30 protein-coding genes are annotated in these 24,525 nt (G+C 50.1%); all 30 read left to right on the plus strand.

Features of this window, described 5'->3' with window-relative positions:
- Window positions 1-61 precede the first annotated feature (61 nt).
- The 30 genes from BMI79_RS00785 (at window position 62) to BMI79_RS23430 (ending at window position 24,524) form a co-directional block, all read left to right on the plus strand.
- The gene (locus tag BMI79_RS00785) at window positions 62-415 is read left to right on the plus strand and encodes a phage holin family protein (RefSeq protein WP_076939937.1); all 354 of its coding nucleotides are present in this window, start codon (window positions 62-64) and stop codon (window positions 413-415) included.
- Window positions 405-800, plus strand: coding sequence for a M15 family metallopeptidase (locus tag BMI79_RS00790; RefSeq protein WP_076939938.1), 396 nt, complete (start codon window positions 405-407; stop codon window positions 798-800). The genes BMI79_RS00785 and BMI79_RS00790 overlap by 11 nt, the downstream gene beginning before the upstream one ends.
- Window positions 797-1,177 carry a DUF2570 domain-containing protein gene (locus tag BMI79_RS00795; protein WP_076939939.1) on the plus strand — a complete coding sequence of 127 codons (381 nt, stop codon included), beginning with the start codon at window positions 797-799 and terminating at the stop codon, window positions 1,175-1,177. Before BMI79_RS00790 ends, BMI79_RS00795 begins: the two co-directional genes overlap by 4 nt.
- Entirely contained in the window at window positions 1,125-1,349 is a 225-nt protein-coding gene (lysC, locus tag BMI79_RS24520; protein WP_083704338.1) for an Rz1-like lysis system protein LysC, read from the plus strand. The genes BMI79_RS00795 and lysC overlap by 53 nt, the downstream gene beginning before the upstream one ends.
- 76 nt (window positions 1,350-1,425) lie before the next feature.
- Window positions 1,426-1,689 carry a hypothetical protein gene (locus BMI79_RS00805; protein ID WP_076939941.1) on the plus strand — a complete coding sequence of 88 codons (264 nt, stop codon included), beginning with the start codon at window positions 1,426-1,428 and terminating at the stop codon, window positions 1,687-1,689.
- A 134-nt stretch (window positions 1,690-1,823) separates the two neighbouring features.
- On the plus strand, window positions 1,824-2,447 hold the full coding sequence (locus tag BMI79_RS00810; protein WP_083704339.1) for a terminase small subunit: 624 nt from the start codon (window positions 1,824-1,826) through the stop codon (window positions 2,445-2,447).
- A 32-nt stretch (window positions 2,448-2,479) separates the two neighbouring features.
- Window positions 2,480-3,802: a terminase large subunit gene (locus tag BMI79_RS00815; RefSeq protein WP_076939942.1), complete on the plus strand. Its 1,323-nt coding sequence runs from the start codon at window positions 2,480-2,482 to the stop codon at window positions 3,800-3,802.
- Window positions 3,802-5,211: an anti-CBASS protein Acb1 family protein gene (locus tag BMI79_RS00820; RefSeq protein ID WP_076939943.1), complete on the plus strand. Its 1,410-nt coding sequence runs from the start codon at window positions 3,802-3,804 to the stop codon at window positions 5,209-5,211. The genes BMI79_RS00815 and BMI79_RS00820 overlap by 1 nt, the downstream gene beginning before the upstream one ends.
- Window positions 5,189-6,001, plus strand: a complete 813-nt coding sequence (locus tag BMI79_RS00825; protein ID WP_076939944.1) for a hypothetical protein — start codon at window positions 5,189-5,191, stop codon at window positions 5,999-6,001. Before BMI79_RS00820 ends, BMI79_RS00825 begins: the two co-directional genes overlap by 23 nt.
- Complete coding sequence (locus tag BMI79_RS00830) at window positions 5,988-7,292, plus strand: DUF2213 domain-containing protein (protein WP_125828507.1); 1,305 nt, start codon at window positions 5,988-5,990, stop codon at window positions 7,290-7,292. The genes BMI79_RS00825 and BMI79_RS00830 overlap by 14 nt, the downstream gene beginning before the upstream one ends.
- Entirely contained in the window at window positions 7,292-7,888 is a 597-nt protein-coding gene (locus BMI79_RS00835) for a hypothetical protein (protein WP_076939945.1), read from the plus strand. Before BMI79_RS00830 ends, BMI79_RS00835 begins: the two co-directional genes overlap by 1 nt.
- A 14-nt stretch (window positions 7,889-7,902) precedes the next feature.
- The gene (locus BMI79_RS00840; RefSeq protein ID WP_076939946.1) at window positions 7,903-8,931 is read left to right on the plus strand and encodes a hypothetical protein; all 1,029 of its coding nucleotides are present in this window, start codon (window positions 7,903-7,905) and stop codon (window positions 8,929-8,931) included.
- A gap of 69 nt (window positions 8,932-9,000) precedes the next feature.
- Window positions 9,001-9,468 carry a hypothetical protein gene (locus BMI79_RS00845; protein ID WP_076939947.1) on the plus strand — a complete coding sequence of 156 codons (468 nt, stop codon included), beginning with the start codon at window positions 9,001-9,003 and terminating at the stop codon, window positions 9,466-9,468.
- Entirely contained in the window at window positions 9,468-9,923 is a 456-nt protein-coding gene (locus BMI79_RS00850) for a hypothetical protein (RefSeq protein WP_076939948.1), read from the plus strand. The genes BMI79_RS00845 and BMI79_RS00850 overlap by 1 nt, the downstream gene beginning before the upstream one ends.
- Window positions 9,920-10,354, plus strand: a complete 435-nt coding sequence (locus tag BMI79_RS00855; RefSeq protein WP_076939949.1) for a hypothetical protein — start codon at window positions 9,920-9,922, stop codon at window positions 10,352-10,354. Before BMI79_RS00850 ends, BMI79_RS00855 begins: the two co-directional genes overlap by 4 nt.
- Window positions 10,341-11,282 (plus strand): hypothetical protein, encoded by a 942-nt coding sequence (locus BMI79_RS00860; protein ID WP_076939950.1) that lies wholly within the window; start codon window positions 10,341-10,343, stop codon window positions 11,280-11,282. The genes BMI79_RS00855 and BMI79_RS00860 overlap by 14 nt, the downstream gene beginning before the upstream one ends.
- Window positions 11,282-12,364, plus strand: coding sequence for a hypothetical protein (locus BMI79_RS00865; protein WP_076939951.1), 1,083 nt, complete (start codon window positions 11,282-11,284; stop codon window positions 12,362-12,364). The genes BMI79_RS00860 and BMI79_RS00865 overlap by 1 nt, the downstream gene beginning before the upstream one ends.
- A gap of 15 nt (window positions 12,365-12,379) precedes the next feature.
- A complete protein-coding gene (locus BMI79_RS00870) occupies window positions 12,380-12,820 on the plus strand; it encodes a hypothetical protein (protein WP_076939952.1) in 441 nt (146 codons plus the stop codon).
- Window positions 12,820-13,386: a hypothetical protein gene (locus BMI79_RS00875; protein WP_076939953.1), complete on the plus strand. Its 567-nt coding sequence runs from the start codon at window positions 12,820-12,822 to the stop codon at window positions 13,384-13,386. Before BMI79_RS00870 ends, BMI79_RS00875 begins: the two co-directional genes overlap by 1 nt.
- A gap of 109 nt (window positions 13,387-13,495) precedes the next feature.
- A complete protein-coding gene (locus BMI79_RS00880; protein ID WP_076939954.1) occupies window positions 13,496-15,487 on the plus strand; it encodes a lytic transglycosylase domain-containing protein in 1,992 nt (663 codons plus the stop codon).
- A 9-nt stretch (window positions 15,488-15,496) separates the two neighbouring features.
- A complete protein-coding gene (locus tag BMI79_RS00885) occupies window positions 15,497-16,159 on the plus strand; it encodes a hypothetical protein (RefSeq protein WP_076939955.1) in 663 nt (220 codons plus the stop codon).
- Entirely contained in the window at window positions 16,156-16,422 is a 267-nt protein-coding gene (locus BMI79_RS00890) for a hypothetical protein (RefSeq protein WP_076939956.1), read from the plus strand. Before BMI79_RS00885 ends, BMI79_RS00890 begins: the two co-directional genes overlap by 4 nt.
- Complete coding sequence (locus tag BMI79_RS00895; RefSeq protein ID WP_076939957.1) at window positions 16,422-17,456, plus strand: hypothetical protein; 1,035 nt, start codon at window positions 16,422-16,424, stop codon at window positions 17,454-17,456. Before BMI79_RS00890 ends, BMI79_RS00895 begins: the two co-directional genes overlap by 1 nt.
- A complete protein-coding gene (locus tag BMI79_RS00900) occupies window positions 17,453-18,142 on the plus strand; it encodes a phage baseplate protein (protein ID WP_076939958.1) in 690 nt (229 codons plus the stop codon). The genes BMI79_RS00895 and BMI79_RS00900 overlap by 4 nt, the downstream gene beginning before the upstream one ends.
- Window positions 18,139-18,483 (plus strand): hypothetical protein, encoded by a 345-nt coding sequence (locus tag BMI79_RS00905; protein WP_076939959.1) that lies wholly within the window; start codon window positions 18,139-18,141, stop codon window positions 18,481-18,483. The genes BMI79_RS00900 and BMI79_RS00905 overlap by 4 nt, the downstream gene beginning before the upstream one ends.
- A gap of 403 nt (window positions 18,484-18,886) precedes the next feature.
- A complete protein-coding gene (locus BMI79_RS00910) occupies window positions 18,887-19,459 on the plus strand; it encodes a hypothetical protein (protein ID WP_076939960.1) in 573 nt (190 codons plus the stop codon).
- Window positions 19,460-19,467: 8 nt separating this feature from the next.
- On the plus strand, window positions 19,468-19,914 hold the full coding sequence (locus BMI79_RS00915; RefSeq protein ID WP_076939961.1) for a type II toxin-antitoxin system YafO family toxin: 447 nt from the start codon (window positions 19,468-19,470) through the stop codon (window positions 19,912-19,914).
- Between the two features lie 216 nt (window positions 19,915-20,130).
- The gene (locus BMI79_RS00920) at window positions 20,131-21,261 is read left to right on the plus strand and encodes a baseplate J/gp47 family protein (RefSeq protein WP_244157299.1); all 1,131 of its coding nucleotides are present in this window, start codon (window positions 20,131-20,133) and stop codon (window positions 21,259-21,261) included.
- Window positions 21,245-22,036 (plus strand): Ig-like domain-containing protein, encoded by a 792-nt coding sequence (locus BMI79_RS00925; RefSeq protein ID WP_076939963.1) that lies wholly within the window; start codon window positions 21,245-21,247, stop codon window positions 22,034-22,036. The genes BMI79_RS00920 and BMI79_RS00925 overlap by 17 nt, the downstream gene beginning before the upstream one ends.
- A 43-nt stretch (window positions 22,037-22,079) precedes the next feature.
- Window positions 22,080-24,524 (plus strand): leucine-rich repeat domain-containing protein, encoded by a 2,445-nt coding sequence (locus tag BMI79_RS23430; RefSeq protein ID WP_125828508.1) that lies wholly within the window; start codon window positions 22,080-22,082, stop codon window positions 24,522-24,524.
- Window position 24,525: the final 1 nt, after the last annotated feature.

Genomic DNA, 24,525 nt, shown 5'->3' on the forward strand with positions numbered 1-24,525 from the left:
CAACCTATCTAAAGGCTCGCTTCGGCGGGCCTTTTTCATTTCTAACGCCGGAGCCTTGGCGATGAACAACAATCTGCCGCCCGGCTTAGTCGAGGCGTTTCTTATGTGGATAAAACTCAACGCCCCCGCCGTATACGGCTCTTTTGCTGCGTTCGGCATGGCGACGCTATTAACGCTGCGTGACGGTAAATCGTGGCTTGATGCGCTCTATGCGGGGCTGATCTGTTTGTTAATAACATTGGGTGTTATCAACTCACTGGAGTTATTCGGTATGAGCCAGGATAACGCGCTGATCGTCGGTGTGGTTATTGGCGGCATGGGCGTAGAGCGCTGTCTCGCCATTCTCCGGGTTTTTGCCAGCATGAAGACCAATACACCACCTATGGACGATAAGGATCAGAAAAATGACAAGTAATTTTAGATTCAGCCAGCGCAGCGAGGGGAGCCTTGTGGGGGTAAATCCGGCGCTAGTCAAAGTGGTGCGCCGGGCGCTGGAGATCACTACTGTCGATTTTATCGTTATCGAGGGTGTTCGAACGGAAGCGCAGCAGCGTGAGAACGTGAGGAAAGGCGTTAGCAAGACGATGGACAGCCGACACCTCACTGGCAATGCGGTAGACCTGCTGCCCGTAGGCGCTGACTGGAGTGATTATAAGTGCTGGCTGCCGGTGCTGGACGCTATGCACAAGGCTGGTTCCGAGCTGGGAGTGAAACTGCGCTTTGGTATCACTTGGACGGGCAACCCGCACGACAAACCTGCTAAGTTCCTGGATGCGCCGCATGTGGAGATACCCGGATGACAGCGTTAAACAAATACGGGTTAATTGGTGCGTTGCTGGTGGCTATAGCTCTTGGTGGCATTAACGGGGTACTGACCTACCGGCTTAATAACGCCAATGAGGCGAACAAGACGCTAAGTGATGCTAATACCGAGTTGTCGAAGGGTATAGAAAGCCGTGATGAAACGATCAGCGCGCTAAAAGGTGCCGCCGATGTTGACCGCCGCGCTACTGAGGAACAGTTGAAGATTGAACAGCAGAAGAGGGCAAAGGCCGATGCTGAAAACAAAACGTTACGCAAAGCATTGGAGTCGAGCGACGCTGGTAATCAGCCTTTGCCTGATGATGTTAAGCGTATCCTGCGCAGAGAAGATAAAGCCACCGCCAGCGCCCCCTAAGCTGATCTACGTGTACCCGCCAGCCGTATATACGCAGCTATGCGAGAAAACCCCGTTCACTGGCACCACTTTCGGCGATGCCGTCGTAGCGCTGCAGGTAGCCCAGAACGAGCTTGATGTATGCGCCTCTCGGATTGATGGGCTGATTAAGTGGCAACGGGAACACAAGTGAAAAGGGCAAGATGTTACGTGCAAAGTTGGGTAAAATGGTGGCGAAAGGACTTAACACTATAGTAGGAGGCAGACTCATGAGCGATTTTGGCGAAAATGATGTTTTCGAAGAAGAAAACGATATTAACGAAGATTGTGAAGACGGTTGTGGCGAAGAGTTAGTCCCTGAAGATAGCGATGCGTCAGAAGGTAGCCTTGATGAAGAAGGTGACTTCGATGAAGAGGATGACCTCGATGAAGAAGGCGACGAAGATTTTGTTCCCGACTACGGGTATGAGTCAGATGATGACAACTTCGATGCAGCGTATGATGATATTGTTAAGTTTAACGAAAATAACTAGTAAAAATAGTTAATTTAAGTACTTTCATAAAACCCGCACTTAGCGGGTTTTTTTTATGGCATTACAGGAGCCATTCATCGAGTGGCTTCGATAATGCACCATAAATCTAAAACCTATTAGAGAACTAACTAGACATGGCAAAAAAACTCAATGCTAGAAAAGAGCTTTTCTGCCGGGAATATATCGTAGATCTCAAAGCAGGCCCCGCGGCCATAAGAGCTGGTTACAGTGAAAAAACAGCGTACAGCGCCGGGCCGCGTATGCTTTTAGAGCCAGACGTAAAAAACCGGATAAATCAGCTTAAGCAAGAACGGATCGACCAGCTCGGCATCGATGCCAACTATGTACTGTTACGGTTGTACGAAATAGACCAAATGGATGTACTCGACATTTTGCACGAGGACATGAGCATTAAAAATGTTTCCGATTGGCCCCCTGTCTGGCGGCGATACCTTAGCGGTTTTGATCTGGCTGAAATGTTTGAAGGTCAGGGTGACGATCGCGACATGGTTGGCATCCTGAAAAAGATCAGATGGCCGGATAAAGTGAAGAACCTTGAGCTATTGGATAAACACTTAAGCGTACAGACCAGCAATAAACAAGAAGAATCTGCAGAGAATAAAGAGAAATCTGCTCTCAATATTCAAAGAATAAAATTAACAAATGAAAAACTCCGGGCTGAAATTGATAACCTCAAGAACTTCGGAGGAACACTCCCCATTGTGATTCATAACGCACTCCCACTCCCCGGTAGATAGTAAAACCGCAAAAAACCAAAAAGGGGTGATTTTTGGACATCTATCTCCCCCAACTGCATATCGGCCAGGCCACCATTTGGCAGGCGGGCTTAGACCACCGATTTAACGTTGTGCGGTGTGGCAGACGCTGGGGCAAGACGGCGATGCTCTGCAATATTGCCGCAACCTATGCTACGGCAAGTTTTACCCGGCCCGGCCTTGAAGAGCTGTTTGGCGGGCGTGTGGGGGTATTCACCGCCGAGTATCGTCAGTATCAGGAAATCTTCGACAAGCTGGTCGAACTGCTGGCCCCACTCATCAAAAGCCAGTCACGCAGCGAAAAGCGCATTCTGCTGACGAACGGTGGCAAGATCGACTTCTGGGTAACCAACGATAACAAGTTGGCTGGACGTGGCCGTGAATATGAGGTTGTCCTGATAGACGAAGCGGCGTTTACAAAAGCCCCTGAGATGCTGGAGGAAATTTGGCCTAAATCTATCAAACCAACGCTGCTCGTTCCTCGCGGGCATGTATGGGTGTTCTCAACGCCAGATGGTATAGACGAAAATAACTTTTTCTACGCGCTATGCAACAACAAAAAGCTGGGCTTCTTCGAGCACTACGCGCCGACCTCATCCAACCCGTATGTACCTGCGGATGAATTGGCGTTAGAGGAAAAGAACTGCGAGCCCCGAGTGTTCCGGCAGGAGTTTCTGGCTGAATTCGTAGACTGGTCGAAAGACGCGCTGTTCGATATCAATAAATGGCTGGTGGATGGCAAGCCGGTAGCAATGCCGGAAACCTGTGATCTGATCTTTGCCATCGCAGACACCGCACTGAAAGGCGGTCAAGAAAACGACGGCACCGGTTTTGTGTATTTCGCCTACACGTACAACTACGTAGAAGAACCTGAGCTGAGAATTATCGATTGGGATTTAACACAAATTCAGGGGGCGCTACTGCCTGAGTATATCCCTGGTGTGTATGAGAACCTCAACCGCTTATCCCGCATTTGCAAGCCCCGCATGGGGAGTGGTGGCGTCTTTATGGAAGACGCTGCCATGGGTGCCATATTGCTGCAAAAAGCGGAAACGGAAGGCTGGGACATGAAAGCCATCGATTCCGTGCTTACCGGTAAAGGTAAGGATGAGCGGGCAGTAATGGCGTCCGGTTATCACTATCTGGGGCGGTGCAAGATCACCGAAGAGGCATTCAATAAAACGGTGCCATTCAAACAAGCCGAAGCAAACCACCTCTGGAAACAGGTCGCCGGGTTCCATCTGGCCGACAAAAAAGCACACGTCCGAGCCGATGACCTTCTTGATGGCTACATGTACGGACTGATCATCGCATTTGGTAACGGAGCTGCACTCTAATGGCTGAAGAAACAATTAACGCCGCACTAAACTCACAGCTTGCAGATTTCCTCATGGGTGAGGATATTCAGCCCGGTTCCGAAGCCGGATACAAGATGTGCAAAATCATCTGGGAATATCACCCTCTCGGCGGGAAGATGGTCGAAAAGCCCATTGAAATGGCAATGTTCAAGCCGCGCATTTATAACGTGAGCGATGACGCAGAAGACCGGATCGTGAACGCCTTTATCGATACCTGGATACGCTTGGGCGTTACGCAGAAAATAAAGAATCTTTTCTTTAACGCTCGCTGTTATGGCGCGGCGGCCATTGGCATCGGCCAGGATTCGGTAAGCAGCTATAAGCCGATTACAAAGATGGGCCTGCAGGAAGAGGATATTTTTATCAACATCTTCGACCCGCTCGTCGCCGCTGGCTCAATGGTGACCAGCCAAGATCCGAACGCGCGTGATTTCCAGCAGCCGGACAAATACCTGAACATTCAGGGCAAGAAGTGGCACCCGTCGCGCACGATAAAAGTGTTCACCGGTTCGCCGATTTATCTCTCGTACCAGTCATCAAGCATGGGCTTTACGGGCCGTAGCGTCTTTCAGCGCTGTGTATACCCGCTGAGGTCATACGTGAACACGATGATCACTAACGACCTGGTGAGCGAAAAGGCCGGGGTGCTGGTAGCCAAGACGGCCCAGAACTCGTCTGTAATATCCGGCGTGCTGGGCATGGTGAACAAAGCCAAGCGGAGCATGATTAAAGCCATTAAAAATAAAGGTGTAATGAACATCGGGACGAGTGACTCGATCGAGTCATTGAACCTGCAAAACATCGATGGTGCGATGAATGCGGCCAGGAACAACATTATCGCCGACATCGCAGCCGGTAGCGATGTGCCAGCGGCGATCTTGAAAGACGAGGCATTCGCCAATGGCTTTGGCGAGGGCAAAGAAGACTCGAAGGCGGTCGCTCAATATATCGATAGCGTCAGGCAGTCGATCGACCCGGTGATAACGTTTTTCGAAGAGATCGTGCAGTACATCGCCTGGAACGAGGATTTCTATAACTCGCTCAAAAACGAATACCCCGATCTCTACACCGACGACTACTACACAACGTTTTTCCGGTGGCGCGCGTCGTTCTCTGCAGTATGGCCAGAGCTGCAAGAGAAATCCCCCGAGGAGCGTCAGGACAGCGAAGGTAAGCTGCTGGAGCAGACCACCAAGGTGTTCGACACGCTTTACCCTCGCCTAGACCCAGATAACCAGGCCGTGGCCGCTCAATGGCTTTCAGACGTTATTAACGTGTTGGAGTCATACGAGGGGGCGCCGCTAGTCCTCGACATGGATAAGCTTAAGAGCTACAGGCCGCCTGAGCCGCCAACGGGGGGAGGCAATGAAGAAACCGAGGAAACCTAAAACGCTCTATGAGGTGCTGACCGAGGCCGTTAACTACTACGTGGACAATGGCTGGGATAACGAAAAATCATTGCTGTCATGGAGCGCCCGCTTGCGTGCTGCGGCAAACCGCGAAACAGTCAGCCCGACCACAACCCGAAACCACTTGACCGCCATTTACAAGCACCTGGTGATTGACGGTGGCGCAATCCGGGATCAGCCGTTCGGCGGCCCGACCAAAGTCACATTGGCAAAAGTCAGGCCCGATCTGCGCAAGGAATTGGAGCGCCGGATCTTCGTCAGTGCCAACCTTATCAAGCTTAACCGTGAAGCCGCCATCGAGAAGACCATACAGCGCTTCCAGGGCTGGGTGTCGTCCGTGCCGCCTGGTGGTACCAATGCGATTGACCGTGTAGAGCAGAAATCGCAGATCCGCGCAAAGCTGTCCGAGCAGACCTTCGAGCACCGGCGTGTAGCGATAGACCAAGGCCATAAGCTTGCGGCCAACATCAAGGACATCATAGCCAAGCAGGGCGGCGCAATCGCCGTTAAGTGGCACTCATCCTGGCGGCGACCCGGATACAACTACCGAGAGGATCACAAAGAGCGCGACGAGAAAATCTATCTGCTGCGCGATTCGTGGGCGGTTAAGCAAGGCCTGATTAAGCCGGTAAACGGCTATTACGACGAAATTACAGCCGTGGGGGAAGAGGTTTTTTGCAGTTGCCAGGCGATTTACATCTATGCGCCGCAAAAACTCCCTGATGAATTCCTAACCGAAAAAGGGAAACGAGAATTTGAACGAGCTTGAGTTAGCCGAGAATATCCGGGATGGCACTGTTTTATCCCCGATTAAATTCTCCAATACCTGGCTGGTTAATTTACGAATAACAGGAACCGGAGCGGCATATAGGGCGGGGCATGATGAGTTTGTTTGGCGCTCCCCTGACCTGTATCTCAACGACGAGTTTCTCAGGCGCTGCAATGGCCTGCCTGTTATCGCAAATCATCCAAAAAAAGACAACAAGCTTAACGAGGAGGAGTTTAAAGACCGCGTTGTCGGCTCTGTCATGTTGCCTTACATCAAAGGTGATGAGGTTTGGGCGGTTGTCCGTATTTACGTTGAGTGGGTAATTGAAGAAATATTGAAAGGCACGGTGTCAACCAGCCCATCAGTATTATTCAACGAGGACTCACAGAATATTGAAATAACGAATGAAGAAAGCGGCACGACCCTTTTAATTGAGGGTAAGCCGTTTTTACTCGATCACATCGCTCTGGTAACCGAAGAATGCGGCACTAATGGCGTGTGGGATAAAGGTAACGGCCCGTCAGGGGTGGATATTTCCAATAAAGGTAATTTAGAAATGAATGAAGAAGAAATGAAAAAATTTCTCGAAGCGACCATCGGCGGGCTGGCCAGCACATTTAGCGTCAAGCTTGATGCCTTGGCAACGCGCATGGACAGCATGGAGCAGGGCATAAAGGCCCGCGCCGATGCCGAAGCTGCAGAGAAAGAGAAGAAAGAGCAGGAACGCGCCGACGCTGAAGCAGAAGAGAAAAAGGCGAAGGAGGAAAAAGAGCGCGCTGATGCGGAAGCGGCAGAAGCTCAGGCCCGCGCAGACTCTGAGGCCGCAGCCGCAGAGCAGGCCAAGGCAGATTCAGAGGCACAAGCAAAAGCGGAAGAAGATACAAAGTCTGACGCTGAAGCGATGGCCAGTGAGCAAGTCAAAGCCGACTCTGCATTCTCCGCGATCGGCCAGAAAGCCCCATCACCGCACGCCGGGGAGCTGTCAGCCGACTACATCAAGCGCACGCTGTCGATCATGCAGAAATACGCGCCATCATTCGCTCAAGCCAACATCCGCGCGATCGCTGACTCGGCCACGTTGAAGACCATGCAAGACGCCATCTTTGACGAAGCCAAGAAAGAGTTTGAGCGTAAGGTTTCAAGCACACCTGGCCGACTGATCGAGATGGTTCGCCACGACGCCGCAGGCCGACCAGTGCGCCACTACCAAGGTGATATGGATACCTGGCTGCGCACCGTAAAAGTACCGGCTCAGAAATTGGTAAAATTTAACAGTGGGAGCACTCGCTAATGGCTTTAGAAAACGCATTTAAAACTGGCCCCGGCTTCAAGAACAGCTTTAACGTCGAATCGTTCGGGCTGGTGCAGGGCGATGCACAAGACGATCCGGCGGTACGCCTACTGTTAGCCGCTGGCGTCCTGGCCGACGATGTGGTCGGCTCGATGTGGGGCGGTATGGGGATCATTGAGTCTGTACCGAAATCAAGCGAAGCAACGCTGGGCGCGGTGATCCGCCAGGCGACAGAAACATCGTGCAACGGCTTCATGGTGATGAACCAAGCAAACCACGGTGTCGTTACTCCGAATAACGGCGTACCACAGTTTATGGCCGGTAACGGGGTGCATTATTACCGCCTGGGTACCGGCGCGCGTATTCCGTTACCGATTAGCGCAGCGGTTGCCGCACTGGCGAACGGGACAACCTCAACTACCAGTACGCAATTCAAGTGGGATCCGGTGGCGCAGGTGATCGACGTTGCCACGGCTGACGGCATTTCTATCCGGCTGCTGAAGGTGTCCCCAAGCGGCAATATGGCGGCGGTGCAAGACGCAACGACCAAAGACGTTAACTGGGAAGATAAGCCTATGGGCCTGTTCTCCATCTGATTTGAGGCTAAACAATGAGTAATTTTGCACCCGCATTCAAAATCCTGAACCCGTCGATGATGCTGCCGGAAATCGCTATGCAATACAGCATGGCTACCGGTGCATTCGACCTGCTGCCTGGCGGTAAACCGGAAGCGAAGATCGGCAGTAATGACCTGCTGGTCTATCAAAAAACGTTGCGTATGACCAACCAGGTACAGGCCAGCCAGTCGCTGCCTAATCAGGTTGCCTCTTCCTCCGTGGTTCCTGGCTACACCCAGATGCAGACCTACCGCATTGCGACGCGCTCGCAATATGGCCTGTTTGATGATGAGGCGGCCAGCAACTGGGGTTATTCGCTGGTCAACGCCTTGCAGCTCTCAGCGCGCCAGGGTATCGCTCAGTTACTGCGTACCATGTTGCTCTACGGGCTGAAACCATCGAACGGGGAAGGCATTACCAACACGGCAGGAGCAACCACTGTTAGCTTGGCGGCAGACAGTGGCGGCCAAACGACTTACCCGGCGTGGGACAGTGGCGAACTGGCGCGGTTCCTTCTGGGCCACATTGCAGACCTGAAAACCCGCATGCTGATGCTGGGACAACCGGCGCTGATCACCATCACGGCACCGCAGCGCTTCAACAGCGCGATCAGCTATACCGGTATTGTTGAGCTGACCTCATATCAGCGTCCAGGCGCGGGTACCGACACCGCTGGTAACATTGTTGATAAAGTCGCCAAAGATGCGGCTGGCGATGAAATCATCTTCACCATGGACGACACGCTGATCGGTAAAGGGGCTGGTGGTACGGATCTGATCATCATCAGCGCCGTGGTGCTGAACGTCCCGGCCAGCGACAGCAGCATTAACACCAACATCTTTGCGAGCCTGACGCCTAACCAACGCGCGGTAAACCAGATGTTCTGTGATGTGGCCGCGCCGACCGAAGTTTCAACGCCGATCCCTGATGGTGGGTTAACCACGCTTTACACCATGCGAGCAACGCCTGGCTGGAACCTTCGCGCCGAGGGCGTAACGCTGCTTTCCGCTGCCTACTCATAACAAACCCGGTTTTCCTTATTGGCCTAATTGGCGGGGGTGACCTCGCCTTTTTTTTGAGGATTTAGAAGAATGAAACTCCATATCGCAAACTGTTCCCCGCAGCGCCATTTGTTCAATTATAAGTTGCCTGAACGCCGTCAGCCTTTTGCCCGTCACATCCCCGCTGGCGACCAGATTACCCTCGAAGTGCAAGATACTGACATCACGGCGATCATTGATCAGCATGAGCGTTACGGCTTTGTTGATGTTACCAAGATCCCCAAGGATTTCTCCGGCATCTGCTATTCCATTGACCGTGAGATCAAGGTGTCGAAAATCAAGGACGGCTATGAGGCCCGCATTGAATTTTTGGATGACCGAGCGGAGAAAATCATTGAAGAGAGCGCGGTGGTGATTAACAACGGCATTAAAAACGCCGCAGTTAACCACGGCCAGGAACAGCAGGATGGCTTTGAAATGTCCATCAATAGCGAGCCGCTCGACCCGGAGCAGGATGATAAATCCCCGGTTAAGAAAAACGTGAAGGTCACAAAATAATGATCCAGATACCCCCGACGTTTACCGGATTCCTCAACTTTATTCGTAATAACGTGGGGGTTCCTGTTGACGCTATTTCTGACGATGACGAAACGCTACGGTGTGTCTATGAGGCGGCGCTCGAGTGGGTACCGAGAGATTTGGGCCTTGAGTGCCTGCCGGTTATTTATCGCAATACCGTGTACAACCTCGGCACGTCGTTCCTGTTGCGTTATGCCGACGACACGCCGCCGAGTACCTACTTTGCCGATATGCGCGAAAAGCTGGGCATAGGGCGCGCAGCAGCGGGCATCATGACGTCAGCAGCCGATCAAGGCACATCTGGCTCAACGGTCATCGGGGAGTCCATGAGCAATCTTAGCCTGGCTGACCTGATGATGATGCAAGATCCCTATGGTGAGGCGGCGCTGGCCGTTCTGATGGAGATGGGGAGCCACTGGGGTATGACGCCATGAAAGTAGAGCTGGGTGTCATCGATATGCCCTACGACTACGGCGCGGAGCCGGGGAAGACCACGCACCAGGTGGCCGTTGATCTCGAAGAACAGTACAAGCTGTTTACCCATTTCTATGAAGAACACCTGGACGACATTTTGTTAGCGGTATCCGACGAGATACGGCTCGGACTGATAAACCACATCAAATACGGCGCGCCATTCGACCAGGACACGATCATCCTTGGCGAGATAGTGCGCAGCTTTAATATTTTTCTGGAGCGCGAAGAAATGGCCGGGCTTGGCGTCGATGGGGTACCTACCTGGTCGGCGTTGCACGGGGTTAACTCTCGCCTGAAAAAAGAAACCGGCCCGCGCCGCCCCTCGTTTATCGATGGAGGGTTGCTAAAGGCCAGCTTTATAGCGTGGATAAGCAACAATGGCGAAACTTGATGAGATAGCGAAGCGCACCAAAACGCAGTTGGCCGACACCCTTCAGACCGCAGTAGATACCATCTCATCCAGCCAGAAAATCACCTTCAAACTTTACGTAAAGCAGGTTTTGCCGCTGGACGGGTTTATCTATTGGGTGAGGGCTGATCTGGTCAATCCTGCGGAACTGGAGCGCCTCGGGCTGGATAAGCTGAAAAAGGCGGTAACGATACAGGGAAGCTTGCACCGGCAGGCGGTGTCTGAGCAGACGACCACCGCGTCGCAGTCGATGAATTACATCATTTTTACCCCATTAAAGCCGATAGACGATTTCAACATGGTGGATCCGAAATGGATGTACCTGGGCGACTATGACGGGGTGCAGTTTTCTTTCTCGCGTATGGAAAGCAAGTATACGCAGGCAGGCATATTCCACTACCGAGGCCTGGCCGTGTTGCCGACGCTGCGAACGCAGATTATTGACGATCCAGCGGATATCAACACTGACCTGATTTTATCGAACAGTACGCCGATCTGGATGCGCCTGACCAAGTACGGCACCGTTTACCCGTCGTATCTCTCCCCCTCGGACATGCTGCCGCCGTATATCGTGGCAGACGTCAAGGAAACTAAGCCGCTGCAGGCGGCACCGCATTACCTGACTCGCAGCCAGCACGTACAGGACACTGTTCGCGTGACGCTGTACGGCATGAACAACAAGCAGGCGCTGGATTACGTCGATTACATCGTAAACGAGGCGCTCGACTTCGAAGAGTTTGGCATCACTAACTCGCCGGTTGTTATTGACGACAAGTTAAACCAGGTCGAAATAAACGCGCTGGCCAAGAAAAAGCACATCGATTTCGACATCAACTATTACCAGCACACCGCCAGGGATATCGCCCTACAGCTTATTAAAGAAGCTTTTATCACTTTGGAGATCAAATAATGAGTAATGACGATTACAGAATTGTCACGGTAAACGTTTCGCAGACTGTAGGCGCTATTCCCTCCACGCTGCAACAAACGGGCGTGATTATTTCGAACGGGGCGACAACACTTGCGGCGAAAACGCCAAAGCTGCTCACCTCCTACGCCGAATTTACCGCCATTGCAAACGACACCGCTGCAACCTATGCCGCCGTGAATTCCGCAGTAACGACGTTCTTTGCGCAGGGGAATAGCCTGGGTATCTACATCATGGAAGTGGGGGCGGTGGTCGATGCCGGTATTGACGCAGTTGCGGCCTACATGGCCGATCCTGACGTGCGCTTCTACACCTACCTGGTGCCTGTTGCGTGGGACGGCAACGCCAAGCTTGTGACGCTGGGCCGCAATAACTCCGCGAATACCTCTATGGTGTACTTCTTCATCGATACCGATGCGACCGCAGCCAAATATCACTACAAGACTATTAAGTCGTTTGTAGCCACACAGAAAAGCGCTGATCCGACGATCTGCAACTCCGCCGCCGCGATGTGGCAGTTTATCAGCGCGTCACCGTCCGATATCAACAAAGTTCCGCCGATGGCATTCCGCTACCTGATCGGTGTGGTGGCGCTGGTGGCGAAAGGTTCGGTCAAAACACTTCTGACCAACAACTATGTGAACTATGTCGGTACCGGCGCGGAAGGGGGGATCAGCAATACAGTTTACTTTAACGGCATGTCAGCGGACGGCAACGACCTGACTTATTGGTATTCCGTGGACTGGATCCAGATTAACGTCCAGATGGCGCTGGCCAACGAGATTATCAACGGTAGCAACAACCCGATTAACCCGCTGTATTACAACCAGGACGGCATTAACCGGTTGCAAAACCGCGCCCAGGGCGTGTTCAACTCTGGCGTAACCTTCGGCCTGGTCAACGGTAACCCGGTTGTGTGGGCTGTGCCGTTCCGCACTTACGTGAAAAACAACCCCAACGATTACCAGATTGGGCGCTATGCCGGGCTGTCATGCCAGTACACACCTATGCGCGGTTTCATGAAAATTATCTTTAACGTCAACGTCACGATGCAGCTTTCTTAATCAGGAAAATAAACCATGCCTAATCCATTAGTACCGCAAGGCGTACTGAATAAAGTTCGCGCCTCGATTAAATTCGTCCAGCACCCTGAACTGAATATCACCGCATCTTTCTTAACGCAGGATGCTATCGATATTCAATTCCAAGGCGATGCTGGTGTTTTGCTGCCGACAATGACGGGGGGCGTATCGTCCCCCAACCCCTACCAGATGATCAACATGCAGATCCACATGGTGCGCAGTCAGGGCATCGCGCAACTGTTCAAAAATCAGATTGAGCTGGACACGTTGCTCGGTGACGCAAAAGTTTATTCAGACTCAAGCACGCTGGGCGATTTCTCCATTCGTAGCGCAACTATCCGATCAGCCGGTGACGTGAGTTTCTCTGGCCGTGACCCTGCGTTCCTGGTGTCTGTTTTTGGCATCTATGACGTTAACTCTGCCATGTGGGAGCTGTAATGGAGATTTCACGCAAAATGAACCTGGTTACCCCAGTTGAAACAGCGAACGGCAATATCTACATCCACTCCACGCCGATCACCAAAGCCGTCTATCGCGAGCACTTTTTGACATTGAGTAAAGCCTTTGCCGCCATCTTCGGGCATGGGCTGGGTGTGCTGGCCGGGCCGCGTATCGCTTACCTCATGCTTGAGCGTGTGGCAAAGAATGATGGGATTTGGGAAGGGGCTACCGGCGTTAAAAATACCCTGCTGCAGGAGATTATCCGCAACTCCACGGCCATCGTACCGGTCGATGGTAAGGGATGGGAAGAAATCCCCCTTGATGTGGCGATCTCGCGTGAAGTGGTCGATGAAGATGATGTCCTGGGGGAGATCGTTTTTTTTACATGCGTCTGTGCGATCAACAAACCGGGGCAGGCGACCGCGCTGATGGAACAAGTGAATTCACTTTGGAACAGTGTTTGTACGTCGCAAAGTTCTATGGAGTGGGCAGCATCATTGCCGACATTGACCGACAAAGAGAGTTCTGGCGAGACGGAGAGCACGTTGTCAGTGCCATCCTAGATTTCATATGCCATGAGGGGATCGACAGCTTTATGCGTGCCTTTAACTTCGAGGTTCGCACTGCTGCCGAGTTTAGAGAACTGATGAAGCATAAGAAGAGTATTTTCTAATGTCTGAGAATATCCCGGTAATTACGATCCCCGTCGATAACGAGCAGTTGAAAGAAGCCTTGTCACTGTTTGAAAAACTCAACGCCGCGGCGGGAAAATTCAACAGCAAATACGGCTCACCACTGGATACTGGCGTTGGCCGCGGTTGGGGGGGCACCCCCCCTGGTGGCGTAGGCGGGGGTGCTGGTGGGGATTGCGGGGACAGCAGGCGCGGAGGCAATAAAGATAAGGGCTTCCTGAACAACGTCAACAAGCTGGCCAATGCTGCCGAAAAAAGCTTCGACCAGGTCAACAAGACGCTCGATAAAACCGTCAGTAAGCTGAAAGGGCTGTTTGAGTCGGCCATCTCCTGGGGGCTAAAAATGGCCCTACTAGGTACCGGCAGCGCGTTCGGCTACAACATGATCGCCAAGAACGCCGGGCAGCAGTTAATGACAGCCCAGGGCAATAAGATGACCACCGGGCAGATGCAAGCAGCCAAGAATGTTTACGGCAACCGGTTCAGCGGCGTTGATAACCTGATTCAGGGATTGAATAGCGCAAATAGTGATGTTAGTTCGCCATACCGGCCAGGCCTTATGTCCCTTGGGTTAAATCCGCTGGATAGCCCAGGGAAAAACCTGCCCTTGTTAATCCAGAAACTTTCAGATCTGGCCGCAAGTGACAATGGCTCTGGGATGGCATATTCCAGAATTAACGCATTAAAGCTTGGAGGGATGGTTAGCCAAAGCGAACTTAATCAGTACGGCGCAAATAGTGACATTATTTCCGGTATTAATAGGCGATATGAGGCCACATCGCATCAGCTGGAAATGTCTGAAAAAACCGGGCGCAGCTATCAGTCACTCAATACCACCTTTGATACCACTACAGATAGGATGTTTAACTCGTTCAAGACCGCACTGGCGACGCTGAATGAGCCTATCGAGAAGCTTTCTAAGACATTCTCTGATGCGGTGGACTCATTCTTGAGCGGCCCGAACGGTAAGGCGGTATTCGATACCCTTGCGGATGGTGTTAAATCGTTCAGTGCCTGGATCAGCAAGCCAGGTTTCCAAAAAGACTTAGGCGAGTTCAGTAGAGCTGTGACTGAAATCGTTAAGGCTATTGGACGCGGGATTATGTGGATTTATAGCTGGTTGCCTGGAGGTGAGCAAAAAGAGGGAGAGTCAGACGCAGAATACCAAGCCAGAAAGCAAAAAGAACGATCTGACGAATTAGCCAGGGCCCAAAGTGGCAGCAGCTTCAACAGTGCTGCATCGGCGACCGCAACGACCTTGGCCGTACCGGCGAGGGAAGGTAGCGGAAACGGGGGCTTCTGGGGAGGAGTTAAGGCTGTAGGCCAAACGGTAGGAGGGATTGTTGGCACCATTGGGAAGAATATGCTCCCTGACCTTGATGAGCGGTGGAAGGCTGGCGGCTGGCAAAATTACCAATCAACTCAGGAACCAGTGCAACATGCGCAGGCGGCACGTCGTTCGCGTGGTGGAGATGGGTTGCCATCAAACCTACTGAATGTGGTTGAGCAAGTAGAGTCTGGTGGTAACCGTTTTGCGGTATCAAAAGCCGGAGCAATGGGGCCATTCCAGTTTATGCCGGGAACGGCAAAGGATATGGGCCTGCGCGGCGGTGAGGTGTTCGACAGAGACAAAGCCGAGGCTGCTGCCCGGCGTTACTTCCAGATGCTGTTCAAGCGTTATGATGGCGATGTCGCAAAAGCTATCGCCGCTTATAACTGGGGCATGGGTAACGTTGATAAGCACGGACTGACGTCACTGCCAAAAGAAACCTATAACTATCTGCGCAAAATATTGCCACAAATCGGAGAGGCTGATTCACTTTCTCGTATCACAATGCGCGGAACTCAACAGGCCCAAGTTGCCACACAAAGCCGCATGGTGATCGACGTTGCGTTGAATCAGGCTCCAGGCTCTGATATCAACGCGCAACTCCGTTCGAATATACCACCACCTATCAACATTCCTTTCTAAGGGGGCGTTGTGAATATCTATGAAAGTGCGTTTGCTCTCTCGTTCCAGAAAACCCCGATCCTGCTGGTGGATGGAATAGCAAGGTATGTGCCTGGCGGAGTGCTGCCGATTGCCGTTTTCACTGAAGGGTTGAGTATTGTAAATGGCCTACTTGATGGCGCGAACCTGAATGTAGACACGTTAACAACCAACTTCGAACCGGCAGCCGGTGGCACGTTGATTGTGAATGATATTGCTACCTATCCATTTCTCAACCAGGCAACAGCGGCAAACGCTGTGGTTAAAAGACCCAACCGAATCACCTTGAATATGACCCGGCCAGCGACCACAACAAACGGCGGGTATTTAGCCAAACCGGTGATGTTCACAGCGCTGAAACTGGCGCTGGACAATCATACTGACCTAGGCGGTACCTATACCGTTCTTACACCGTCTTTCATCTACACAGGGTGCCTACTTCGTTCAATGGTCGATCTGACCGGGTTTAGCGATCAAGTGAAACAAGTGCAGTACAAGTGGGCTTTTGAGTTTGAGCAGCCGTTGCTGTACGAGTCTCAGCTAAACGCTACCTTGGGTAATTTGATGAGTAAATTCGAGGATGGCATTCCGTCCCCTGGTGGCCTCAATTGGTCTGGCATGTTCGAAAGCATAAAGAGCCTATTCCCATCATGACAACCTACACAACCTTCATTCCATCTGATAAAGCGCCGTTTCGCTTCACAGCTAGTGTGGGGGGCGAAACGCTGTTTATCACCGTCCTCTTTAACTTGTACTCAAACCGGTATTTTATCCAGGCCACAGATGGTAATAACAGCGTTGTGCTCTTTGTCCCTATGATCGCCTCACCGCCGGATAGCGATATCAATCTGGCGCTGCCTTTTGCACCTGGATCGCTGATTTACCGCGAGAGCACCAATAATTTTGAGGCCACGTAATGCGCTATTATCGAATAGAAATTACGGACGAGAACGGGCAAAGCATCAAGGACGCTGCGGGTAATGATATCGGGCCATGGGATAGCGATAAAAACCCACTGAATGAGTCCACCAGACCCGGTGCCCCGTTGCACATAACCCTTGATGCGCCAACATTCGGATCGGATATGCTGGCTGGTGGCGCAATGCTGACAGTCTTCGGCTTGCCGGTGTCTGTGCTTCGCCAGGCGGTAAACCTTCACCTCGCGCATATTACGGTTTACGGCGGGTTTTCTGCTGGCTTGCCGTTAGCAAATCCGACAAGGAAAGGAGTATTGCTAAAGGGGCAGATATACGGCCCATTTGGCAACTGGCAGGGCGTACATCAAACGCTAAATCTCCCTGTGTGGCCAAGCAATATAATTGATGATGTGGGCAAACCTTTCACTATCACGATGGACGGACGGCAGGGCGATAAACTGAGCGATGTCATACTCAGAGCACTGCAAGTAACCTATCAAAACAGTGCGCAAAAGCTGGAGATTAATGTCAATATTCACCAAAACCTGGTGCTTTATGAAGACTGGAAAGCGATATTCAGAAGCATTTTTGAAATGTCGCAGATGCTGAAAAGAGTAACGCCGGGAATGCTGGGGCAACGGACTTATTCCGGCGTCAACATCGCCGTGCAGAAAAACAAAATCAATGTGTTCGATGGCTCAGATGGAAAGCAGGCGAAGCCGATACAGGCTAGGGATTTAATAGGGCAACCGACATGGTTGGAACCCCAGCGCATTTCAATAAAAACCAGCATGCGGGCGGATATCGAGGTTGGCGACTGGATCACGCTGCCGTTTGATGCCATTGGAGAAAACTCCATCCTCGCCGTGGGAAACCAGATGGGCCAGTATTCGGAAAAGCAACGTCTAAGCTTTTCCGGGACATACGAGGTGATGGGGGTGCGGCATATTGGTGATTATTACAATGTGTCTGAGGACGGCTGGGTAACCGTATATGAAGCTGTTCCGAGGCTAAAAGATGTGGTGAACAGATGAGCAACGGGCAAAAGAGTTTCTTCATGAAATCGCTGGCCGAGCATGGTCAAGCGGCAATAGATGGCAATGCCAACCTGGACGGTAAGGGGTGGCCTTGCCACGTTACGGCGGTGAACGGCGCTATCGTCACCGTAATGTTCGATATCTTGCCGGGGGATTACAACCTGCCGGAAGTCACGATCCCCGTATTCGGGCCTGAGTATATCCGGTACCCGATCCAAGTTGGCGACAAGGGCGTAACAATCCCCTTGAGTGTATCGATCCGCAATGTAACCGGCTTAGGTGTTGGCCTGCCAGACCTGAGCACGCCACCATCATTGACCGCCTTATTCTTCATGCCAGTGGGGAACATCAACTGGGAAGAAGTAGATCCCGACCAGGTAACCATATACGGCCCTAAAGGTGTGCTTTTGCAGACAACTGGTAAGGATTCGTCTGTAAATATCGAACCGGGCAAGGTCACTATAAAAGCCGATCACATTTATTTGAATGGCATCATTCACCTGAACGGCCAGATTGTGCAGGATGCTGACCAAATGCCAAGCGGCACAACTGCCAAGCTTATTGGCCCGCTGATCGTAGAGAATGACACCACAGCAGGCAATGTCAGCCTGATAGGGCATAAGCACAACGTGACGAACGTTGAGCCGGGAAGTGCCACCAGAACATCGGAGAAGCCACAATGAGGACATGGGGCAGAGTAGAAGAAAACGGCGTAAAGAAATGGGTTGCCGTAGAGTCAGACGCCAGCGGAGACTTCACTTACGGCTGGATCACCACGTTAATCCAAACGTTAAAACTTGGGCTGGGGGAATCCCCATTTTATGCCCAGTACGGCATACCGGCTCAGCAATCCATCATTGAACAGGTGTACCCTGATTACTACGTGACGATGGTACAGCAGCAGTTTAGCCGGTACTTTGCCTCGCTATCTGTGAAGAAGGTACCAGGCGCTGCTAATCCCACCTATGATCTTTCAGTTATCATGTTCAACGGGGTAACGTATAGAAAGCAGATAGCTGTGTGATCTGAAGCATGGACTTGGTTCGAGATGCTTGACTCAACCTTTAATGAGGCAATTTAAAATCTTAAAAAATACCTTAAAGAAAATAAGCTAGATAACATTTGTGATGAAGAGTTAGAAGATAGCGTGAAAATCTGATGATTTTGGATGCCACAGAACGCTCTGTGCTACGTTTTGAGAAGCCGAAATCCTTACCGTAGGTAGGTATGCACTCATTTCCGGTTGTTTGACGAAGGATAGGGCGACGATTTAAGGCTGCTAAAATCAACTAAAAGTTGAATAGCTATCGCTTGGGCTATACACTCTGTATTAGATAACGGTGGTTATACTCTATATGCAGCCACTCAAGTGCAACATATTTAAGTGGTTTTGTCAGGTGGGACTCCTGAAACACAAGGAGGGCGCTATGCACAATCAGAACACACTAAGAAGAGATATGCCATTTTTTGACACCTTCAAGACAGCCGCCGCAGTTGGTTTGCTAATGCAGCAAGCTTCTGCTATATATTGCCCGGAAATTGGTCAATTTGTCGAAGCTCCTTACAGTTACCATCGAAGCACTGAGCCTGAGAGCCAAACAAGATCGGTTAAGATGGATGAGGCTCTGGGTGTAATAAGAGAACTAACAGTAGCTCTCAACAAGGCGTATAGCTTGCTATTGAATGCCGCCGATGAAAGTCGTGATCATATAATTGCAAAGCTTGACCCAACTCAAACCGATCTTGTTGAGCTTCAATTGAGAGGGTTGGAAGGGGCGATTAGAAACGTTTTTAGAGAGTGCCCAGAAGATAAGCGGCACCTAGTAAAAACTCCCTTAATTGTTACCGCACAAGCGAGAGCATCGGCTGATAAGTTGAATCATTTGATAAAACAAATGACAGTACCCGTTAAGACTTTTGAAAGCACAATTGACATGGAAGCTCTCCGTGCGCTTGCTAAGCATGGCACAGAGGTATTTTCATCAGGACGATTTCACTGAGGTGGGAATTGTACGTAACCGTAGAATGTAACCCTAAAAGTTATGAATATTATCTTTCTCCGGTTTTCGCAACGTTCCCGACCCTGCAAGAGTCGCTTGAAAGAGATTTTAAAGCTTATAAAGAGACTGGGTTGCTTCCCGATTATTTTGGGCGTGACACCGCTTATGACAAGCCAGATGATATTCAAGACTCGGGGCTTTGGCATATACACCTAGCTATAGGCGAAGATAAATTTTCGAAGCCTCCTGTATCAGCTGATTTGGAAGACCCTAGAGTTGTGCAGTGGTACCGAACTTCAGACACAGCTCTTGTATATGCGAAAGGACTTGTAGATGAAAATAGCTATTCGCTGATCGCCGTGTTCACACCATCCGCACACTGGAAAGCAAGAGACTTTGACAGAATGAGAATCCTTGCTGGTTATGCCAGAGAGTTTTCACAAAAAATTGAATAAATCCGATTCCCGATAGGTTTTTCTATCTGCCTAGTGTATATACCCAATCGCGAATCGGCACGTCGAACAAGAGCAACCCGCCACTGAGCGGGTTTTTTTACGCCTGGAGTAACCGTAATCATGTCAGATTTACCGGTTGTCATCACACAAGCGGGGGCGCAGCCTACGCCGCCACAAGAGCTTTACGACAAGTTGATCACCAGTGTGGCCGCCAAGGTGCCTGGTTACACAGCCAACCTACCCCCGGCGCTGATCACAGATCTGGCCAGTACATCGACCGGGGCCATTGCACTTATCGATCACGCGCTGGTGGATACCATCAACTCGGTGACGCCATACGGGGCCAATATCCCTCTACTGCAGCAACTGGGCAGCATCTACGGCGTACAGCGCGGCATTGGCACTAATACCTCCGTGTTGGTGGTCTTCATGGGCTCGCCGGGGTTCGTTGTTCCGCGCGGGCTTATCGTCAGTGACGGTAACCACCAATACGCGGTGCAGAATAACGCGGTTATCCCGGCCAGCGGGCAGAGCGCCAGCGTGTATTGCTTGGCTACGGCATCCGGTTCGTGGGCGGTTCCTGCCGGTACTGTCACGCAGATTATCACCTCCATACCGGCCAAGATAACGCTATCTGTGACCAATACGTTAGAAGGCACGCCAGGGCTTGAAGAACAGACGATCGCTGACTACCGTGCCCAGGTTATGGGGGCGGGCATGTTCGCCGTACAGGGGACGCCTGACGAGCTGAAATCAGCACTGGCAAACGTTGCCGGTGTACACGCTAACCTCATCGCATTCCGTCAAGTGGAGCTGGGTAAGTGGGCCATTATCGTTGGTGGTGGCGATCCGTATGAAGTGGCCAGGGCGATCTATCAATCGGTTCCTGATATCTCAATGCTCACGGCCGACGTGGTAAGCGGCAGCGGCTATGTACCCCACAAGGAAGTGATCACGTTAAACGACTTCCCCGACTCTTATGTTATCCCTTACGTTGTTCCATCGTCGCAGGCGGCTACGGTAATGCTTACGTGGGATTCCACGGGAACGGTGTTCACTGACCCGGCCAGCGTGTCAGTGCTTGCGGTACCCGCCATCGTTGATTACGTCAATGCTGTTTATGTAGGCCAGCCGATAAACATCTACCAGCTGCAAACCTTATTCCAAAAGGCAGTGAGTTCCGTTCTTAGTGTGGAGCAAATTTCCTTGATACGGATCCGCGTAGCTATCGATGGCGTCATTGTTGAGCCAGATCCGAATACCGGCTTGGTTTCTGGCGATTATTACAAATATTTCACGACTGACGCCTCTCACGTAACGGTGCAAAAATATGATGGAACAAATTGAAACTAAGGTAATTCCAGCATACCCGTTTATTCAATATAACGATGATGAGGATGTCTGTGCGTTCTTCGATGCTACCAACGAGCTGAGCCAGGAATACCTCACGGCGTTTAATAATCTGGCGTTACCGTGCTGGACGTCACCCTACATAACCGGCTACCTGCTGGACTGGATAGCGCATGGGATATACGGGGCGATTAGGCCAACGCTCCAAATCGTCAAAGAGCAAACGCAGAAGGGCGACTACAACTCGGTTGAGTATAACTCCATCCCTTATGCCACGCTTTCGAGCTATATCGCTGGCCAATACAGCTATTTATCTGATGACCTATTCAAACGGGTGCTGACGTGGAATTTTTACAAGGGTGACGGGTTCCATTTCTCCGTGCCGTGGTTCAAGCGCCGAATAGCGAGATTTATTCAAGGGCCGGATGGTATTGATCCACCGGTACAGCAAACATTCGATATTAGCATCATCCCAAAGAACGGCACCTTCTACGTTCGTATACCCGATTACGATGATGGTGTTGCCCAGGCTCTCAAGGCATGCATAGAGCAGAAGTTTGTAAAGCTGCCATTCATGTATAACTACGAAGTTGTGGTTTACAAAATCGTGCCGGTTACAGGCGTTAAATTGTCAGAAGTTACTATCGATTTGTTACCTGGTGAAACTCGAATTATTGATGTCACTATCTTGCCAAAAGACGCAACAAATAAAAACTTCACCGCCGCATCGGCAGACACATCTATAGCCACGGTTAGCATACCGGAAGAATAAACCACCAAAGCAATATATATAATCCTTTACTGGAGGGATTACCATGGCTAACGGCCAAATAGTCATTACTGGCGGGAAGAAATTCGGAAGCACAAACGTTACTGTAACTGCGGAAGATGGCGGGCATACCGCTACAGTGGTAACCAATGTAGTTAGCGTCACGCGATTTATCATGCGTATCGACAGTGTTTCGCGTCCAATATTTTATGCTCTTATGTCAGAAAATTTTACCGTTGATTACGGTGATGGAGTAGACAGTAACGACTATAGTTTTGTGAGAGACATAAATAGTCCGTCACAGAAGTATGGGTGGGTATTTACAACAAGAACTTTAAAAGTTGGTGAAGATTATAAAATTACGGTTAAACGTAGTGAAACCATCAAGTTTTCTGCAGACGGGCGGAGTAATTATGTATTCAACACACTGCGTGAACTGATATCAGTTTCCGGTGGCAGGACGGACGCTAGCTACCTTGCTTATAATTGCTCTGGCCTTTACTTGATTCATGATGGTGCCTTCGAATATCTAAAAAACGTCACTAACTTCACCTCTTCTTTTGAAATGTGCACCTCACTACTGACATTACCCAGCGGGTTATTTGATAATTGTCCTAATGCAGAGGTTTTTCTGAGAACATTCAGAGGGTGCTCTGCGTTAACATTACTGCCTGATGGGCTATTTGATAGCTGTGTTAACGCGACAACCTTCCAAGAGACGTTTAACATCTGCACCGGACTTCTTAACATCCCTGCAAGATTGTTCGCGGGTAAGAGAAAGGTAATAAATTATCAGTACACGTTTGGTCAGTGTTCATCATTGACTACGATACCTGATAATCTGTTTTCTGGAAGTATCAGAGCCGAAAAATTCTATGGCACGTTTAATAACTGCGCATCGATAAAAACAATATTTGGAAATATATTTTCTGGATGTGGTTCTGCCCTTGACTTTTACGGAGCATTCCAAGGGTTGGTGCTATTGCAGGAAATCCCTGATGGACTGTTTAATGATTGTATTGTGGCAGAAAATTTCCGGTACACATTTAATGCTTGTCGGTCGATAAAGAGCATACCGAAAGACTTATTTAAGTATGTTTCAGGGAAGGATTTTTACGGTACGTTTTACAACTGTGGTGCGTTGTTATCAGTGCCGAATGATTTGTTCTCTGGACATGAAAAGGCCACTACGTTCTCTTATGCTTTCTACGGGTGTAAGTCGCTAAAAACTGTGGGTACCTCAGTATTCAAAGATTGCTCATCAGCAACTGATTTTAGTAGTTTATTTAGCAACTGCGATTTACTGGAATCGGTAGGAAATGATATTTTTTTAGGATGTTCGTCGGCTACAACATTTGGATATGCATTTAATGCATGTTATAAGTTGTTGAATATGCCTCTGTTTACCGAATGTAATAAAGTCGGAACATTTATAAATTGTTTCTATAACTGTTCATCGTTAAAGGAAATAACACCTTATGCCTTTAGTGGTAAGGATCTTTGCAGTAACTTCTCTGGAGTATTCTTGGGATGTGCGGCCCTGAAAACTGTCCCTAATGGGGTATTCAAAGGCTGTGTATCAGCTACAACATTTGATAGCTCATTCCGTAACTGTACGGGGGTAGTGTCCCTGTCTGGTGATATTTTTGAAGGCTGCACTAAAGTAAATAGCATTCTTTCTACGTTTGATGGTTGTTCAAGCCTTTTGTCTCTACCGGTAACATTGCTTAACTGGTTTACTGGTTCGGTACAGTCAACATCAAGAGTGTTTGGCGGGTGTACATCACTAAAGGAAATTCCTGCTGGGTTCTTCGATAAGTGTGTTGGTATGACGGTGTTAAGTTCAGCGTTTCAGTTGTGTACCTCACTGACAACTATTCCGCCAGGGCTGTTTAAATACAACACAAAACTATTAGCCGTCAGTGGAATTTTTTCATATTGTGATATCAGGGATATACCGGAAGATATTTTCTCAACATGTACGCTTATTGCTTACTTTGACCTGTTGTTTAGAGAGAATAAAAATTTATCTAACATACCTGATGGACTCTTTGATAATAATGTCAATGCGGTTTCTTTTAATGCTGCTTTCTATGAGACCGGGGTTGAGTCAGTGCCTGGAGGACTTTTCAAAAACAATGTTAAAGCCACTACCTTTAAAGAGGTGTTTGCTTATTGTCAACAGTTAAAATTTGTGGGTGATGGGCTATTTAACGGGACTTCTGCAACATCATTAAGTAGGGCATTTATTTCTTGTATCAAAATTGGCAGCAATATTAATTCAATATTTAATTTAGCTAGTTATCCGGGAATATACGTAACTGAACTTGCTTTTAATTACTGTCAGTTACTTAAAGGTAGTGGTCTTGACTTTATCGCTAAATTACCAAACGTAACCGCAGCATCTTCGAAAAGTAATACATTCAATCAAGCTATAAGTTTGAGTGACTACAACCAAATACCTAAAGCATGGGGCGGCGGAGGCTCTTGAA

This window comes from Serratia oryzae (genome assembly GCF_001976145.1).
GTDB classification, from domain to species: Bacteria; Pseudomonadota; Gammaproteobacteria; order Enterobacterales; family Enterobacteriaceae; genus Chania; species Chania oryzae.